This window comes from Myxococcales bacterium, from assembly GCA_012517325.1.
Taxonomy (GTDB): domain Bacteria; phylum Lernaellota; class Lernaellaia; order Lernaellales; family Lernaellaceae; genus JAAYVF01.
In genome coordinates, this window is record JAAYVF010000060.1 from 41,603 (window position 1) to 58,845 (window position 17,243).

Here is a 17,243-nt window from a genome sequence, read left to right on the forward strand (position 1 = left end):
CCTCGATCATGTCCACTACTCCTTGCCCCGGCGCCGCGACAGTGCCAACCCGACGGCCAGGGCAATCAGGTAAACGGCATGGGCGGCATAGGCCGCGACGTCGCCGATTCGTTCGTAAAGGGAATGAAGTTCCATGACGCCGACCGAACCGACCAACTCCGCCTCGCGGTACAGGTCGGTCGCCATCAACGTCCGGCCCAGGGGATCGATGATCCCCGAAATTCCCGTGTTGGCGGCGCGCGCCACGTACCGGCGGTTTTCGATGGCGCGGATCGCCACCTGCGCCCAGTGCTGATAAGGCGCGCTGGTGTTGCCGAACCAGGCATCGTTGGTGATGGTCACCAGGAACCGGGCACCCAGCCGGTTCAGGCGGCGCACGGTCGAAGGATACACCGCCTCGTAGCAGATGAACACCGCGAACGGCGCGCCCGGAAACGGCATGAGGGCGTAGCGGCCGCTCGGCTCGAAATTCAGCGTCCCGGTGATGTTGCGCCCGGCGATCCTCTCCAGCCAGTGCTTTTTAGGGATGTATTCGCCGAAGGGCACCAGGCGGTTCTTGTCGTACCATTGCAAGTCATCGCCCTGGGGTGAAATCAACACCGCGCTGTTGTACCGGATGTCCGGCCCGCGCGGGTCGTCGACGTTGGTTCGGATCGCCTTGCTCGGCACCCCGGTCAGCACGTAGCGCTCGGTGTCGGTGGCGTAGCGGCTGATTTCGGGATGCAGGCTCATCATGCGGTCCTGCCGCCGCGGGATCGCGGTTTCCGGCATGATGATCAACTCGGCGCCGTCGTTTTTGGTTTCCTCGGCCAGCCGCGCGTAGTTTTCCATGATCTCTTCGCGGAAGCCCGCTTTCCATTTGATGGATTGATCGACGTTGCCCTGCAGCATCCCGACCTTGACGGTCCGGCCGGCGCGCATCGCGCGTTCGATCTGCGGCGTCCGCACCGCGCCGTAAAGGAAACCCGCCACCACCAAGGCGGCGAGCGCCGCCGCGAAAGCCGTGGGAAACGGCCGTTCCTTGCGGACAAATCGCCACAGCTCGACGGCGACCACGTTGCCGAACGCGAACACCCAACCCAGACCGAACGAACCGACCAGATCGAGGGTCTGGTTGTAAACCGGGATGTGAAAGGCGGCGTCGCCCAGCACTTCCCAAGGGAATCCGCCGAGGAACCAGATCAGGAAGAAATCCCAGCACACCCAGCCGGCCGGGAAAACCAGCCACAGCGGCAGTCGCCGCTCGCGCACCGCCCAATGCAGCAGCCGGAATTGCAGTCCCCAGAACAAGCCCAGGGTCGAGCAAAGCAACAGCAGAATGAGCACCGCCACCGGGAAGGGAATCGGCGAAAAATAGGAAATCGTATAAACGAGCCAGTACAACTTGCCTAGGTTGCCGACGGTGCCGGCCAGGAAGCCCAGCCACAACGCGCGGCGCCCCGAATCGCGTAGCGCGGCGTACAAAACCGGCGCCAGGCAGACGAATCCCAGGAAACCCAGCCGCGCGTGCGGGAAACAAAGGACGTAGAGCAGCCCCGTCAGCAGCGCCGGCCAATCCTCCGCTTTTACCCAGCGGTAAACACCCAGCAAGAGCGGCGAGATCAGCAACCAGTTGAGAAATGGGAAAAATGCGAACCCGACCAGGTAGAAAAGAATCGCCAGCGCGCCCGGCCAATGGGCGGTCAGTCCGGCCGGCAATCGCGACCGCCAATCCTTGTTCGTCATCGTCTTCGTCATCGGCTCTTTGCTCTCGGGTGTTCAAAGTCGGCGGATAATAGCAAAAGCGTTTGAAAAAAAACAGCTATTCGCGGAGAAAGATTAGGGTTGCGGCCGGAAGTGGTAAAGCTCGAAATCCGGCCCGGCGGCCAATCGCGAAAACCGTTCCGGATGCTCGCGGGCCCAGGCGCATTCGGGCGGGAAACCGTCCGGCTCATGGGCCAGATAAACCGCTTCGGTCGCCGCCAGTTTTTCCGCGAAAAACATCGTCACCCCCGCTGCTTCCAAGGCCGCCCGCCAAGCCTCGTAACTCGGATTGTGCTCGCGCCAGGGAGCTTTTTCCCGCGAGCGATCCAACAACCCGCCCTTTCGCAGACGCCGGACGTAATCGTGCAGCCGGCAATCCAGGCAGCCGTCCGAGGGAACCGAAACGACCCGGTTCGTCCCGTCGCGCCCCGCGAGGTAATAGGGCCGATTAGTCCCGGCATAGGCCACCACCTGCCCGCGCTCGCGCCAGATCGGCAGGTAACCGGCGAGCGGCAAATCGCCGAACGTGGAGATTTCGGTTTTGACAAACGCCCCGCCGTGCGGCGAAGCGAAGATGGTCGCCAGCGTCGCCGCCAGAGCGAAAGCCAGAACCCACGGGGTCGGTGAACCCGCCCCCCGCCACCGGCCGATCCATAAAACCAGGGCCGCGACGGCAAACACTAGCAAACCGACGCCCCAGCCCTCGCCCGACAGCAGCCCGCGCGCCCGTACCGGCAGGAGGCCAAGGGAAAAATCCGTCCCCGGCCCGATCAAAGTCAGACCGATTCCCGCCAAAGCCGCCGCCGCCAGAACCTTCGGCCAGGGGCCGCGTTCCGGCCAGGCCGCCAGCGGTAAAAACGCCAGCGCCACCACCCACAGTAAAAACCGGTCCTGGGAACTGAACGGCACGAAGAGGAAATGCCAGACCAGCGCCACCGGCGCGATCCAGGCGAACGGCCGCCAGGCGGGCTGCCGCCAGGCCGCAACCATTCCGGCGACGATCCCGGCCAGGCCCAGCGGCGCCAGCCAAAGCCCGCAGGCGTGCGTCGCCACCGCCAGTGCCGCTCCCGGTCCCGGAACGTGGAAGGCGCTTTGCAGCATGGCCTGACGCGTATAGGCCCCGGCGAAGAGGTGCCGGCTGAAGGCCGAAACATCGAGGGGGAAAAGCGGATTGCCGGTCAGCGCCCAATTGCGCAGATACCAGGGCAGGCCAAACGCCAGCAGCGGCAGCAGCCAGGCGAAAAGCGCCCGGCCGTCGCGCCGCCCGGCGGCGAAGACGAGAAACGGCAGTGCGATCAGCGGCGCGTAAGCCGGAACCACGGCCTTGACGCCGAACGCCAGGCCTAAACTCAACCCCGCCAGCGCGGCCGCGGCCCGCCGGCCGGACATTCGATAATCTTGCGACCAGGCCAGCGACGAAAGAAAGAACGAGGCCATGAACAGATCGACAGCCGGCGCGGACGCCTGGCGGCCGGCCCACGGCACGAAACAGAAAAGCAGCGCCGGCCAATAGACGGCCGCCGAACGCCCGCCCAGCGAACGCCCCAGCCACAGCAGCGCGGCGATCGCCAAGCCCAGAAACGGCAATTGCCCGATCTTGGCGACGGCGTCGACGCCGCTCAGCTTGAATTGCGTCAGGTTCGTCACGGCCCCGCGCCAAGGCGCCATCAACCACCCGAACCACACCTCGCCCCAGGCCGGCGCGTACGCCGGCGCCGCGTCGCCGTACGGCGTGTCGATCAGAAAAATCCGGCCCGCGTTCAGCCACTGCGCGGGAAAGTGAAGATGGTAGGTCAGCGCGTCGTATTCGACGACCGGTTGCGCCAGCCGGGCCCCCACCGCGCCGGCGACGATCGCCAGCGCGAGCAGGCCGACGAACCGCATCCAGGCCGGCGCGGCCGGCCAGGCGGGATCCTCGCCGCCGGATCGGGGGCGCTCGCAACGGCCCAGGAGGACCGCGGCGATCAGCGTCGCCAGCGCGACGAACCCGAAACCGAAAAGCGAAAAACAACCGCACCAACCGAGCAGGCCGCCGGTCCCGGCCACCAGGGCGAAGGCCATCAACAGGGCGGCCATCAGGGTTTGCAGTGAATCGGCGCCGGGCAGCAATCGACGGCTCAGCCGCCGCGCCAGCCAGAAAGGCGGCACCAGACAGGCGACAGCGATCAGCGGATGAACCAAATGAAGCGTCATCGGCGGCATCTTGCCACGCGATCCGGTCGACTCACAAGACGGGAATCACTATGTTATAGTGAAACAAACGATCTCGGGGGAAGTATGTCGCCGGCGAAACGGCACAACATCACGGGGCCGGTTTGGCTCTTGTTGTTTCTGCTCTTGGCGTTACCGGCCACGCGGGTCGCGGGCAGCAACGTCATGAGCCGCTTCGCCACCGCCGTGCAGGCCATCGATCTGGGCGATCTGGATTTGGGTCCGTACGCCAAGCGGACGAACGACGCCGCGGTTTACGACGGCCGGGTTTACAGCGACAAAGCCCCCGGCGTCACGCTGGCGTTGATGCCGGCCTATTTCCTCGTCCGGCCGCTCGGCTTGCCGTTCGACGCCGCGCGCCACCTCTGCCGCCTGCTGACGCTGACGCTCTTCACCTTGCTGACGATGCGGCAACTGAACCGGCGATTGCCGCAACTGGGCGTGGAGCCGCTCATGGCCGCCGCGACGGTCGCGGCCTACGGCGTCGGCACCGTGGCGTATCCCTATTTCTTCATGCTGTACGGGCACGGGTTCGCCGCCAACGCGGTGACGCTCGGCGTCCTGTACCTGATCGCCTACCGGCGCGAGCCCGAAAAACTCGACGCCTTGGCGTTGAGCGGCTTCTTCTTCGGCCTGGCCATCCTATTCGAATATCCGACCGCACTGCTCGGACTGTTCGCCGGGCTTTACCTGCTGACGTTCGAGCGGCGTCTCGGCCGCGTCGCCGCCTTCGCCGCACTCGGCGCCCTGCTGCCGCTGGCCGTTATCGGCGCTTACAACCTCGCGGCGTTCGGCGCACCGTTTCGCTTCGGGTACGACCTCGCGAAAAAAGACGCCCATTACACGGCGGCGATGGCGTCGGGCTTCATGGGCATCGGCCGGCCGACGCTCGGCAACCTGCTGCTCCTGACCTTTTCGCCGAGCAAGGGATTGTTTTTCTGGAGCCCCTTGCTGCTGCTGGGCGCGGCGGGCCTCGGGCCGACGATCCGCCGCCAACCGCGCGAGGGCTGGCTGCTGGCGGCGATGGCGGCGGGCTACCTGGCGCTGTTCGCGGGCTACTTCGAGGCCGGCGGCGGCGCCTGCCTGGGCCCGCGCCACGTGACGCCGATCATCGGGCCGTTGCTGCTGGCCGGAGCGCTCTTCGCCTCCGGCGCGAAACCGCTTTGGCGCGGGGCCTACCTCGGCCTGGCGGTCCTCTCGAGCCTGCTGGTCTGGGCCGGCGCGTTTTCCGATCCGCAAATGCAGGACCGGCTCGTCAATCCGCTGTGGGATTTCGCGGCGCCGATGCTGCGCGAGGGAATCGGTCCGGGCAATCTGCTGGGTCTGCCCGACCGGGTCGCGACCGGGCTGGCCCTGGCGCTCTTGCTGGCCGTCTGGGCGGGCGTGCTTTTCGCCGTCCGCCGGGAAGAACCGCCGGCGCGCCGCCAACTCTCTCTCGCGGCCGGCGGGTGGCTCGCGGCCGGATTGATTTTCTACCTCGGCGTGACCCCGCTGCTGCCGCGCACCGAGCCCGGGCTGGTGCATCAAATCCTGGGCAACCATTTCGTCCTGCAAAAGAATTTCGCCCGCGCCGCCGAGGAATACGAAACGGCCTGGACGACCCGGAAAGACCCCTGGATTCTCTACTATCAGGCCAAGGCCTACCGGCACCTGGGCGACGAAGCGCGCGCGACGGCGACGCTGGAAAAGTTGGCGGCAGCGGACCCGGCGATTTTGCCGCCGGCCGAAACGAAGGGTGAGGCGGATTCCCCGCCGGAACCAGTCGCGGGAGGCGGCCAACCTTGAAACGCGCGATCACCCTCGCCTTGCTGGCGGCCGTTCTCCTGGTGGCGGTCTGGCCCCTGCTGCGGCCCTATCAGGTGGCCGGCCACAGCACCTACGTCGATCTCGTGCGGATCGTGGCGTTTCACGAGGCCGCCCACAACGGCGACTACACGCCGCGCTGGTTGCCCGATTTTTACTTTCATTACGGTAGCCCGTTGTTCAATTTTTACGCGCCGCTGACCTATTACGTGATCGAACTGTTGCACGTGATCGGCGGCAGCGCCTTCTGGGCGTTGAAGCTGGCCTACCTGCTCTTCTGGCTGGCGGCGGCGGCGGGCATGTATTTTCTGGCCCGCGCGGTGTTCGATCCGGACGGCGCGTTCGCGGCCGCGGCGGTTTACGGCCTGGCGCCCTACCTGCTGACCGACATTTACGTGCGGCACGGCATCGCCGAATTCGCCGCCTTCGCCTGGATGCCGTGGATCCTGCTCGGCCTGTGGCGCACCCAGCGCGCCGAGGGACGCTACGGCCCCGTGCTGGCCGCGTTGGCCTACGCCGGCTTGATTCTGACGCACAACATCACCGCGATGATCGCCAGCCCGTTTCTACTGCTGTTCGTCATGGTCCGACCGGAAAGCCGGCGTCAGGCCGTCCGCGCCGCCGCCTCGTTGATGTACGGCATCGGCCTCAGCGCGTTTTTCTGGCTCCCGGCCATGTGGGAAGTGAAATACGTGCAAGCCGCGCCGAGCCTGACCGGCGGTTTTTTCGAGTACCGCCACCACTTCCTGGCCTTCTGGCAGCTTTTACGGCGACACTGGGATTACGGCAGCAGCCAGGCCGGTTTCAACGACCGGATGGGATTCATGTACGGCGAATGGCTTTGGCTGTCGTTGATCGCGGCGCTGTTGATTCTGGCGCTTCCCTCGGTGCGCAAGAAGCTGACCGCCAATCGCCCGGCGATCTTCTTCCTCGCCGCCGCGGCCGCCTGCCTGTTCATGACGGTCGGCGCGTCCGCCTGGCTGTGGGGATGGTTCCCGCTGCTCTCGTTCGTGCAATTCCCCTGGCGGTTCCTGCTGCCGGCCTCGGCTTTCGGCGCGGTTCTGGCGGCGTATCCGTTCGGCCTGGCCGCGGAAAAAACCCGGCCCTACCTTAGCTGGCTGCTCGTGCTTCTGGCGTTGCTGGCCTCGGTTTCCTTCTGCCGCGCGCGCTACGTTTTTCAGGACACGGCGAAAAATTCCTTCGCCTTCGTCTTCGCGCCGGAAGCCGCGGCCGCCGCCCGCGACTCCAACCTGGTCCGTCCCGACCGGTTTCTGGACATTGAGACGATCCGCCGGCTGGGCGTGACCAGCACCGCCAGCAACGATTACCTGCCGAAAACCTGCGTCAAGGTGCCCGACCACCTGCCCGACAACGCCGCCGAGTCAGGCGGCGACGAACTGACCGTGCTCAGCTCGCGCTGGGGTTACGGGCAGATGATCGCCGAGGTGCAGGCCAACGTTCAGCAGGACGTTTTATTCAATCATTTTTATTTCCCGGGTTGGGAAGCGAAAGTCGACGGCGTGGCGACGCTGGTGCGCCCGGAGCCGGAAACCGGCCGGATGACGGTCACCGTCGAGCCGGGGCGGCACTTCGTCGAACTGCATTTCGCCGACACGCCGATCCGCCTGATCGGCCAGTTGATCGCCGTGGCCACCGCGCTGACGCTGTTGTTGTGGGCGGTTTTCGTGCTGCGCTACGAGGAAGAGTCTTGACGCGCCGCCGCGACGAGATCCTCGCCTTCTTCGCGCCGCTGGCGCTGTACCTCGCCACGCTCGTACCCACCATCCACCTGGGCGATTCGGGCGAACTGACCCTCGGCGCGGCCCTGTTGGCGATTCCGCACGTGCCGGGCTATCCGCTGCTGGCGACCCTCGGCCACGCCTTCGCGCAAGTGCCGCTGGCGCATCTGGCCTGGCGCGGCAACTTCTTTTCCGCATTTTGGGGCGCGCTGACGGTCTGGGCGCTTTACCGCTTTCTGCTGGCGCTGACCGGCCGCCGCCGGGCCGCGTTGGCGGCCGCCCTGTTGTTCGCGGTCACCTACACGCTGTGGGAACAGTCGTTGAAAATCCGCGCCTACCCGCTCAACACGTTTTTCGCCGTGGGCGTCCTCTATCTTTCCCTGCGCTGGCGGCAGACTTTCGACCGCCGTTATCTGCTGTCCGCCGCGTTTCTCTTCGGCCTGGGGCTCGGTAATCACGAAATCCTGCTGGTCGTCGCCGCCGTGCCGCTGGCCTGGGTGGCCGCGCATCGCCGCCGGCTGCAAGGTCGGGATTGGCTGCTGGGTATTGTCCTCGTCGCCCTGGGCGTCTCGATCTATCTCTATCTGCCGATCCGCGCCGCGACCGGGCCGGCCCTCAACTGGGGCGATCCGAGCACGCCGTCGCGCTTGCTCGATTCACTGTTGCAACGCCAGTACGCCGGCAAAATGTTCAATCCCGATTGGGGACCGAAGCTCGCCATACTGCGGGTCATCGCCGCCAGCTTCCCGGACGAATTCGGGGCGGCGGCTTTCCTGCTCGGCTGTCTGGGCCTGATCGTCCTGGCCCGGCGCGACGCGGTTTTCGTGCTCGGCCTGTTCCTGATGGCGCTGCTCAACGTGCTGTTGCGCATCAACTATATCGGCGAGGATGAAATCTTCCAGGTGCGCCGCTACCTGATCAGTTCCTATCTCGTCGTCGCCGTCGGTCTGGGCGCGGCGCTCGCCGAACTCGAAGCGCGGGCCGAAACCGCCGGTCGTCCCTGGCTTTCGCGCGTCTTTCAGTTGCTGCTCGTGCTGCTGATCGCCTTTCCCGCGCTGAAGCATTACTCGGCGAATCAGCAAGCAAAAAACTGGGTGGCTTACGAGGCCTGGCAGAACGCGCTGAGCCATCCGGCGCCGAGCTACGCCTTGTTCGTCGGCGGCGACAACAATCTCTTTCCGCTCTGGTATCTGCAAATCGGCGAGCGGCGGCGACCCACCGTGACCGTGCTGCCGCGCGGCGGTTTCCGCGGGGATTGGGTCGTCGAAAAAATGGGCCGCACCCTGCCGCCGGACACCATCCGGATGCGGCCGGAATACGTCGCGGCCGGCTTGCACGACCCGCTGTTTCTGTCGACGGTGGCCAACCTGCTCGACGATCGCCGGCTGCCGCTCGCCTTCGTGTTCGATCACGTGGCCAACCCGGCCGACGACGAAGCGTTGCAGGAGTTGCGGCTGCGACAACCGCCGATCTACGACGGCGCCTTGTCCTGGTGGGTCACGCCGCCGGCCCGGCCGCAAGAGGCCTGGCGCTTTTATCAAACGGCCGCCATTCTCGATCCGGACCTGGTGCGGGACCATCACACGCAGACCGTCGCGACCGATTACAGCGTCTATTACGTCCGGCTGGCGCGGTTCGCGGAAAATCAAGCGCAACCGGAATCGGCCGAAACCGCCTATCAAAAAGCCCGCGCGGCCGATCCGGCCAACGACGCCGCGCTGGCGCAAAACGCCAACTTCTTCGCCCGTCAAAACCGCCTGAACGAGGCCGTCGCCCTTTACCGCCAGGCCATCGCCCTGAATCCGCGCGAAGCGCGGCACCATCACAATCTGGCTTTGATTCTGGAAGCGGCCGGCCGGCCGGCCGAGGCGGCCCGCGAGTGGGAACTGGCTAAAGCAGCGAGACCTTGATGCCGCCGAAGGGCAGGAACGGCAACTGGTAGATCGGTTTGCGCACCGGCTCGTCGAGCCCCTGTTCGTTCTCGTAATAGTAGCCGTACAGGTTGCGCTCGTTGTAAACGTTGTAGACCTCGACAAACGCCGCGAGGTCGAGGCGCTTGTGCAAGTGCCAGGTGCGTTCGGCGCGGACGTCGAGCCGGTCGTACAGCGGGAACCGGTCGGAATTGAGCGGGCCGCTTTCCGCCTGCCAGAAGCGCAGGAACGTCCGCGGGAATTCCTCTTCCCAGCCCTCCACCGGCGTATTGGGTCGGCCCGTCGTCAGGCGGAAGCTGGTTGAAAAGACCCAATCCTGCAGGGCGCGGACGTTGGCCACCAGCGCCAGGGTGTGCCGCTGATCCTGTTCCGGGTAATACCAGCCGTAGCGGCCCATCCCGTCGTTGTAGCGCACCTCGGAGACGGAATAGGCGACCCAGCCGTCCCACCAGCCGGACAGCTTTTTCTGGAAGAACGCCTCGAGGCCCTGGGCATTGCCGAAACCGGAATTGGTGTAGAGGATGTCGGGGATTTCGTTTTGCAACACGAAGTCGGTCTGTTCGAGAAAGCTGCCCGCCGAGCCACTCATGTCCTGATAGATCCGGTCGTCGAATTCCTTGTAGTAGGTTTCCAGCCGGACCATCATGTTTTCGCCGACGCCCTGTTCGAGGCCGACGACGAAATGGGTCGATTTTTCCGCCCGCACGTTCGGGTTGCCCAGTTTTTCGTCCGAAACGAAACTGTTGTAAGGCGGCAGGAAATAGATGCCCCAGCCGGTTTTAAGGACCGTGCTCTTCGTCAGGTTGGTGGACATACTGGCGCGCGGGCTGAACACCCACCCGTTTTTCGTCGCCATGAAGCGGTCGAGCCGCGCCCCGATGTTGGTGCGCAGCCGCTCGGGCACGATTTCCGCCTCGTGCTGCACGTAGAACCCATAAAGCTGCTTGGGCTTGGAGTCGGAAAACTCGATGTTGTAGTACTTGTTTTCGGTCGAGGACCGCGCGCCCGGCGTGTATTCCGACAGGGGGAATTTCGCGCCGATGTCCAGGTCGACCCGGCCGTAGACGCCGCCGAGCTTGAAGACGTTGCGCGGCACGCTGAACTGCACGTCCTCGTTCACGTAGAAGCCGCCGGCGTCGGCCCGGCCGAAATAGCTGTTGGCGCCCGAGGTGACGTTGCCGCTGGCGTTGAGCAACTGGTAGCTGGCCGAGGTGCTCGACAAAAACCAGCTATTGGGCAGGAAATTGTAATTCAGGCCGTACACCTGGGTGATCTGATTGTAGTAGGCGGAACCCTCGTCGACGATCGACGGGTTGTCCTCGGTGATGTTCGCCCGTGCCCCGTCCTCGCTGCGGATGGCCAGGGCCACCAGGCGGTGCATGTCGTTGGGTTCCCACGTCGCGCGCAGCATCACGTCGGAAAAAACCGGAATCGGAACGTCGGTCCAGTTGAGCAGGCGCAGCATGTAATCGTAATAGCTGCGCCGCGCGTTAACGGTCCAGGTCACCTGGTTGCCGGCCGGGCCCGAGGCGAGCGCCGAGGCCGAGAGCAGCGAAACCTCCGCGATGCCATCGACGTGATCGCGGTTGCCGTCGCGGTAGGTGATGTCCAGCACGCTGCCGGTGGCGAAGGGATACTGCGCGGGGAAGCCGGCGGCGTAGAAGGTAAAGTTCTTCACCAGGTCGGTGTTGATGATCGACATGCCGATCCCGAAGTGATACGGGTTGGCCAGCAACTGCCGGTCGAGCACGATCAGGTTTTCGTAGTTTTCCGAGCCGCGCACGTACATGTCACTGGTGAAATCGGTGTTGGAGACGATGCCGGGCAATTGTTGGATGGCCTTGGTGATGTCTTCCAACGCGCCGGCATTGCTCTGGATTTCCTCGCGGGTGAACGTGTGGGCGCTGGTCTGCGGGGTTTCGTCGACCGGCGCGCGGTCGGTGATGACGATTTCCTTCTGGGTGAACGTCACGCTGAAGCGCAGTTGCACGTCGAGCGTCACGGCCTCGTCCGCTTTGACGCCGACCTGACGCGTCGCGGGATCGTAGCCCTCGGTGTGAAAGCGCAGGTTGTAGTTGCCGGCCGGCAGGTCGGTCAGTTCGTAGCGGCCGTTCTCATCGGAAAACACCGTCCGGGCCTTGCCGACGATCTTCACCTCGGCGCCCATCACGGGCGTGCCGTCCTCGTCGGTCACCAGGCCGTTGATCGAGCCGGCCAGCGCCAGGCCCGGCGCCAGCCAGCAAATCAGCAGAATGAAGAAACCGAAACGTCGCACGCCATGTTCTCCCGGGAATCACCGGTTACCTTAACGGCGGTCGGCGCAAAGTTCAATGCCGGTCCGCGGTTCCTGGGTCTATTCGTCGCCGAAAATCCTCGGGAAATCCCGCGATTCGTGCCGAACCCGCCCCTTTTCGCTACGGCGGCAGCTTGATTTATCCCCCACCCTCAAGTAGCTTGATCGCCGATTTGCAACAATCGATCGGCGGTGCGATTCCGGGCGGAAACGCCGCGCTGTTTTCATCGACCGAGGTGGGATCAGACCATGCAACGGCTAGCGGATTTCATTCTTCGGCAACGCGCCGCGGTTCTGGCGGCGATCGTCGCGCTCACCCTCCTACTGGGCTACCAGGCGGCCAAGTTGCGCCGCGACAACGATATTTTTCACTTTTTACCGGCCGGCGACCCCGACGTCCGCTTCTTCATGGAAACGGGCGAGCGCTTCGGCAGCAATTTCACCAATATGGTCGCCCTGGAAACGGCCGACCTGTTCACCGCTGAAAACCTGAAAACCCTGCGCGAACTGACCGCCGCGATCGAACGCGTCGAGGGCGTGACGCAATCGCTCAGCCTGACCAACGTCCTGGACACCCGGCGCAATGGCGATTCCGTGGAAATCGCGCAGCTCATCCCGCCCGAAGCCTTGCCGACGCAGCCCAACGAATTGACGCTATTGCGCCAGGCGGCGCTGCACAATCCGAACCTGGCCGGCAGTCTGGTTTCGGAAGACGGCCGCACGGCGCTGATCGCGGTCAGCCTGGCAGCCGACGCCGACCGCGAGGCGGCAGCGCGGCAGGTCAAGGCGGTCGCCCGCCAGACCGCGCCCAAGGCCAAATTGTATTTCGGCGGTTACGCCATGGTCATGGATTCCATGCAGGAGATGATCAACGCCGACATGACCCGCCTGATCCCCATCACCGTGGCGGTCGTGATTCTCGTGCTTTTCCTGGGCTTCGGCAGCGCGCGGGGCGTGCTGTTGCCGCTGGCGGTCGTGGCCCTGGCGAACGGATGGACGCTGGGCTTGATGAGCCTGGCGGGCATTCCGCTGACCCTGCTGACCTCGCTGGCGCCGGTGGTGATCGTCGCCACGGGCGCGTCGGCCGGCATCTACGTGCTCGGACGCTATTATGAAGGATCGGTGGACGCGACCGACCAGCGGGCCGTCGTCGCGGCGGCGCTGGGCAAGGTGAACGGACCGATTCTCCTGTCCGGACTGGCCGCAGCGCTGGGCTTCCTGGCCCTGCTGATCGCGCCGATGACCCTGTTCAAGCAGTTCGGCGTCGCGGCGGCCCTGGGCTCGCTGGTGTCGGCGCTGTTGTCGGTCACCTTCCTGCCCGCGCTGCTTTCCTATCTGCCGCTCCGGCCGGCGCGGCCGTTTCTGCGCCGCCGCCCGTTCGCCGCGCCCGAAAACGGCCTGCTCGGCCGCCTGGGCCGCCTGGCCTCCGAACGGTCCCTGGCCGTGTTGCTCGTCGCCCTGGCGCTCGTGCTGACAGCGGGCGCGCTGCTGGCGCGGATTCCGCTTTACGCCGACCTGATGACGTACTTTCCGCCCGCCAGCGAGACCCGCGTTTCCGAGGCGCTATTGCGCGACAAGTTCGGCGGCTCGCAGTTTTTCTTCGTCAATTTCCAGGCCAAGGACGTGCGCGATCCGGTTGTGCTCGACCAGATGGATCGCCTGATGAAGCGGCTGCGTTCGGTGCCCGGCGTCAACTACCCGCAGTCGATCGTCGACGTCGTCGCGCTGCTCAACCGGCTGATGCACGGCGAGCCCGGCGTGCCCGATTCGCGCGAGAAGATCGACAACCTCTGGTTCTTCCTGCAAGGCCAGAAAATGATCGCCCCCTTCATCGACAAGGACACGCAAAACGCCGTCGTCCAGGCGCGCCTGGGCGCCAGCGATCCCCGTGTCCTCGCGTCGAGCCTGACAACCATTCAAGACCTGCTCGACCGCGAATTCCCGCGTGAGGGTTTCGCCGTCCCCTGGACCGGCCTGACCGGCGAGCAGCGGGACGCGCTGCGCCAATACCAGGCCAAACACCTGGCCGAAAAAATCCGCCTCGATCTGCGGCCGGTTTTGCCGGACCTGCCGGCCGAATTGCCGGCCGTGGAGCGTTTGTTGGTCGAGGCCATGTCGACGTCGACCGCGCTGGAAAGCGGCCTGCGGCAACCATTCCGGAAAATCGCCGCGCATTACCTGAGCGGTGCCGATTGCGACATCCCGCTGCCGGAAAATTTCGACGCCGAGCCACTGGCCGAGGCGCTGTCCCTGGCCGAAACGTTCACCGCCCCCGGTTTCGCCGTCGTGCTGCAAGCCAAGCTGCCGCCGGCGGTGCTGCAGGAGGATCCGGACAGCGTTTCGTTCGCGGCGGACGCCCTGGCGAACCTGGCGGCGGGCGCCGCGAACGAACAGCGGTATCAACGAGTCCAATCAAAATTACTCGGTTGGCTGGCCGACGATTACCGTTTCAAGCTCGACCAACCCGGCCGGGAACGCCTGGCCGCCGATTTGCGCGCCGACCTGTGGGGCGTCAACGCCCAGCACGTCTTCGCCGATCGCGAAAACTACCGCCGGATCCTCGGCCGCGAACCGGCGGACGGCGAGGCGGTGCGCTGGGAAATCAAGCTGACCGGCTGGCCGGTCGTTTCCGGCAAGTTCGACGCCCGGCTGCTGCCGGTGCAGCTCGAAATGCTGGCCCTGGTGCTCGCCGTCCTGTGGATCCTCCTGGCGCTCTACCTCCGCTCGCCCCTCGGCGGCCTGCTGGCCGTGTCGCCGGCGGCGTTGACGGTGCTGATCCACTTCGGGGTGATGGGCGCGCTCGGGTTTCCGCTCGACAACAGCGCGGTGATGATTTCGGGCATCGCCCTGGGGATCAGCGTCGGCTACGCGATCGTCTTCACCGCCCGGCTGCGGGAAGAGGCGGCGGCGGGCGCGTCGCCGGCCGGCGCGACGGTGCGCGCCTTGACGACCACCGGACGGGCCATTAGCATGAGCGCGCTTTCCGTCGCACTGGGGTTCCTGGTGCTGGTTTTTTCAGAAATGACTCCCCAAAAACGGTTTGGGTTGTTGATTGCGTTAGCCCTGGTCGTCGCCGCGGCGGCGACGTTTACGGTTTATCCGGCGGCGCTCGGGCGGCTTCGCCCCCGCTGGCTCCGCGACGCGGCGCGCGGCTCGAAAAGTTGATCGAGAAAGGAAATCAGCATGTTCAACTGGAAACGGTTGTCTTTGGCGGTTTTGTTGGGCGTCGGGTGCCTGCTGGCGGCGACCGCTCACGCCCAGGAGATGGACGGTAACGCGATCCTGCGCAAAGCCGACGACGTCGCCAACGCGATGAAAGATCTCAAATTCGACATGACCATGATTCTGGTCGACAAGAGCGGCATCGAGAAAAAACGGGTCCTGCGCGTCTGGCAGAAGGACAAGAAGCGGATGACCAAGTTCATGGAACCGGCCACCGAGCGCGGCATGGCGGTCTTGGTCATCGACGACCAGACCAGCTTCACCTACCTGCCCGCCTACAAAAAGGTCCGCCGTATCGCCTCGCACGTGCGCAACCAGTCGCTGATGGGCGCCGATTTCTCGCAGGAAGACCTGTCCACCACCCACCTCTCCAACGATTACAACGCCGACCTGCTGGAAACGACGGCCGATAATTACCTGCTGAAACTGACGCCCAAGCCGGACAAGATGCTCAGCTATTCCAAGCTGGAGATCACCCTCCAGCGCAACACGCTGCTCATCACCCAGCTCAAATATTTCGACAAGATCAGCGGCAAGCACGTCAAGACCGAGGACCGCGAGAACTTCACCACCATCAAGGGCTACACCGCGCCGCGCCACGTCAAAATGACCGACCTGGCTTCCGGCCATTACACGACCATCGACATGACCAACGTCGAATACGACACGAACATCAGCGAGGACATCTTCACCACGCGCTACCTGCGGCGCCCCGAGAAATAACGGATGGCCCGTCGCTTCCGGTCCTGGCTTCTTTTGCTCGCGCCGACGCTCTGCCTGTGGGCGGCCGCGGCCGGCGCCGCGCCCAAGGCCGGTCTGACCTGGAGCGGCTTCTTCGAGTCCATCAACCGCGCCACCATCGAGGGCCCCAGCGAATTCAACTACAACGAAAACGTGCTGGGCCTCGAGGTCACCGCCATCCCGACGGGCATGGCGATGGTCTACGGCAGCTTGCACCTGGTGAACATCGGCATCGACGAGCGCGTCGACGATCACACCCTGACCATCGACCAGCAGCAGGACCGGTCGCAGACCGATCCCGTGCGGCTGGAACTGGATGAAGCCTACCTGCAGGTTTCCGGCCTCGGCGTGAAGGACCTGGACCTGAAAATCGGCAAACAGCGCATCCAGTGGGGCACCGGCGACCAGTTCAACCCGACCGACAACCTCAACCCCGACGACCTGCACGACCCACTACGCTTCGGCGCCAAGGTGCCGACCCCGGCGCTGCAGGCCCAGTACTTTCTCGGCCAGTCGACATTTACCGCCGTGCTGGTGCCGCTGTTCGAGCCGGCGCTGCTGCCGCGCACCGACGTGCGGCCGATTTTCGAGAAGCAGTTCGCCGAAATGTCGAGCTCGTTTCAGATCGACACCGGCGACGCGGTGCTCGACAGCCTGTTCGATTCGATGATCGGGCCGGCGCTCGACGGCGCGTCGCTCGGGTCGGTCAACATTCACGGCACCCTGCCCGACAAAACGCCGCGCAACATGAACTACGGCCTGAAGTTCGCCAGCAACTTCGGCCCGATCGACTTTTCGATCAGCTACGCCTACGTGCGCGACGACTTCGGCGTCCCCAAGCGCATCACCATGACGGTCGCGCCGCTGTCGGGCGATTCCGGCAAGCTGATCGACACCGTCGACGTCGACGTCGAAAACGCGTTCCCGCGCGAGCACGTGATCGGCGGCGACTACTCGGCCAACGTGCCCGCGCTCGACATCGGCGTCTGGGGCGAGGTGGCCTTCTTCATTCCGGAATCGATGGAAACGACCTACGTGCTCGACGCCGGCACGGAATTCAACCGGCTGTTCGGCGGGATCGCGCGGCGCGATCTGGAAAACGGCGTGGTCATCGCCAAGGACAAGCCGCTCGAGGACAATTTCTTCAAGGCCGTCGCGGGCCTCGACTACACCTTCCCCGGCGCGATCTACATCAACACGCAGTACGTGCACGGCTTTCCCAACGAGAGCACGGCCGAGGCGATTTCCGATTACCAGTTTCTCATGATCGACCGGCCGTTCCTCAACGACGCGATCAAACCGCGCCTCAACGCCCTCTATTGCTACACCGACCAGAGCTTCGTGATTTACCCGGAAGTGTATTTCTTCCCGTACGACGCGATCGAAATCTCACTCGGCACTTTTCACATTTTCGGTGAGATCGACACCAGCTTCGGCCAGTTCGGCCACGACTTCGCGTTCCTGCGCGCCAAGGCGACGTTCTGATGAAAGTGGCGCGGATGAAACGCGCCCCGACGATCAATCAACGTAAAAAAATGTATTGGAATAGGTTCAAGGCCG

Annotated in this window: 9 protein-coding genes; 6 read left to right on the top strand and 3 right to left on the bottom strand. The window is 64.8% G+C overall.

Going from position 1 to position 17,243, the window contains the following annotated elements; translation table 11 throughout:
* Positions 1 to 15 precede the first annotated feature (15 nt).
* Positions 16 to 1,737: an apolipoprotein N-acyltransferase gene (gene lnt / locus GX444_10660; protein ID NLH49051.1), complete on the bottom strand. Its 1,722-nt coding sequence runs from the start codon at positions 1,735 to 1,737 to the stop codon at positions 16 to 18.
* Between the two features lie 81 nt (positions 1,738 to 1,818).
* Entirely contained in the window at positions 1,819 to 3,936 is a 2,118-nt protein-coding gene (locus GX444_10665) for a hypothetical protein (GenBank protein ID NLH49052.1), read from the bottom strand.
* Positions 3,937 to 4,020: 84 nt separating this feature from the next.
* On the opposite strand from GX444_10665, the gene GX444_10670 reads away from it, so the two are divergent.
* From GX444_10670 to GX444_10680, 3 genes are read left to right on the top strand one after another with little or no spacing between them, the layout of a single operon-like run.
* Complete coding sequence (locus GX444_10670; protein NLH49053.1) at positions 4,021 to 5,739, top strand: glycosyltransferase family 39 protein; 1,719 nt, start codon at positions 4,021 to 4,023, stop codon at positions 5,737 to 5,739.
* The gene (locus GX444_10675; protein ID NLH49054.1) at positions 5,736 to 7,469 is read left to right on the top strand and encodes a hypothetical protein; all 1,734 of its coding nucleotides are present in this window, start codon (positions 5,736 to 5,738) and stop codon (positions 7,467 to 7,469) included. The genes GX444_10670 and GX444_10675 overlap by 4 nt, the downstream gene beginning before the upstream one ends.
* Positions 7,466 to 9,406 carry a DUF2723 domain-containing protein gene (locus tag GX444_10680; GenBank protein ID NLH49055.1) on the top strand — a complete coding sequence of 647 codons (1,941 nt, stop codon included), beginning with the start codon at positions 7,466 to 7,468 and terminating at the stop codon, positions 9,404 to 9,406. Before GX444_10675 ends, GX444_10680 begins: the two co-directional genes overlap by 4 nt.
* On the opposite strand, the gene GX444_10685 is transcribed toward GX444_10680, so the two are convergent.
* Positions 9,387 to 11,702 (bottom strand): TonB-dependent receptor, encoded by a 2,316-nt coding sequence (locus GX444_10685; GenBank protein ID NLH49056.1) that lies wholly within the window; start codon positions 11,700 to 11,702, stop codon positions 9,387 to 9,389. The genes GX444_10680 and GX444_10685 overlap by 20 nt on opposite strands.
* Positions 11,703 to 11,969: 267 nt before the next feature.
* On the opposite strand from GX444_10685, the gene GX444_10690 reads away from it, so the two are divergent.
* Genes GX444_10690 through GX444_10700 form a run of 3 tightly spaced genes read left to right on the top strand, consistent with a single transcriptional unit; the run spans position 11,970 to position 17,168 of the window.
* Complete coding sequence (locus GX444_10690; protein NLH49057.1) at positions 11,970 to 14,885, top strand: MMPL family transporter; 2,916 nt, start codon at positions 11,970 to 11,972, stop codon at positions 14,883 to 14,885.
* 18 nt (positions 14,886 to 14,903) lie between these two features.
* Positions 14,904 to 15,665, top strand: coding sequence for an outer membrane lipoprotein-sorting protein (locus tag GX444_10695; GenBank protein NLH49058.1), 762 nt, complete (start codon positions 14,904 to 14,906; stop codon positions 15,663 to 15,665).
* Between the two features lie 3 nt (positions 15,666 to 15,668).
* Complete coding sequence (locus GX444_10700; GenBank protein ID NLH49059.1) at positions 15,669 to 17,168, top strand: hypothetical protein; 1,500 nt, start codon at positions 15,669 to 15,671, stop codon at positions 17,166 to 17,168.
* Positions 17,169 to 17,243 lie beyond the last annotated feature (75 nt).

Excerpts from the sequence above, each read along its gene's own strand:
- lnt (NLH49051.1), bottom strand. The coding sequence starts at position 1,737 with ATGACGAAGACGATGACGAACAAGGATTGGCGGTCGCGATTGCCGGCC.
- GX444_10665 (NLH49052.1), bottom strand. The coding sequence starts at position 3,936 with ATGACGCTTCATTTGGTTCATCCGCTGATCGCTGTCGCCTGTCTGGTG.
- GX444_10670 (NLH49053.1), top strand. The coding sequence starts at position 4,021 with ATGTCGCCGGCGAAACGGCACAACATCACGGGGCCGGTTTGGCTCTTG.
- GX444_10690 (NLH49057.1), top strand. The coding sequence starts at position 11,970 with ATGCAACGGCTAGCGGATTTCATTCTTCGGCAACGCGCCGCGGTTCTG.
- GX444_10695 (NLH49058.1), top strand. The coding sequence starts at position 14,904 with ATGTTCAACTGGAAACGGTTGTCTTTGGCGGTTTTGTTGGGCGTCGGG.
- GX444_10700 (NLH49059.1), top strand. The coding sequence starts at position 15,669 with ATGGCCCGTCGCTTCCGGTCCTGGCTTCTTTTGCTCGCGCCGACGCTC.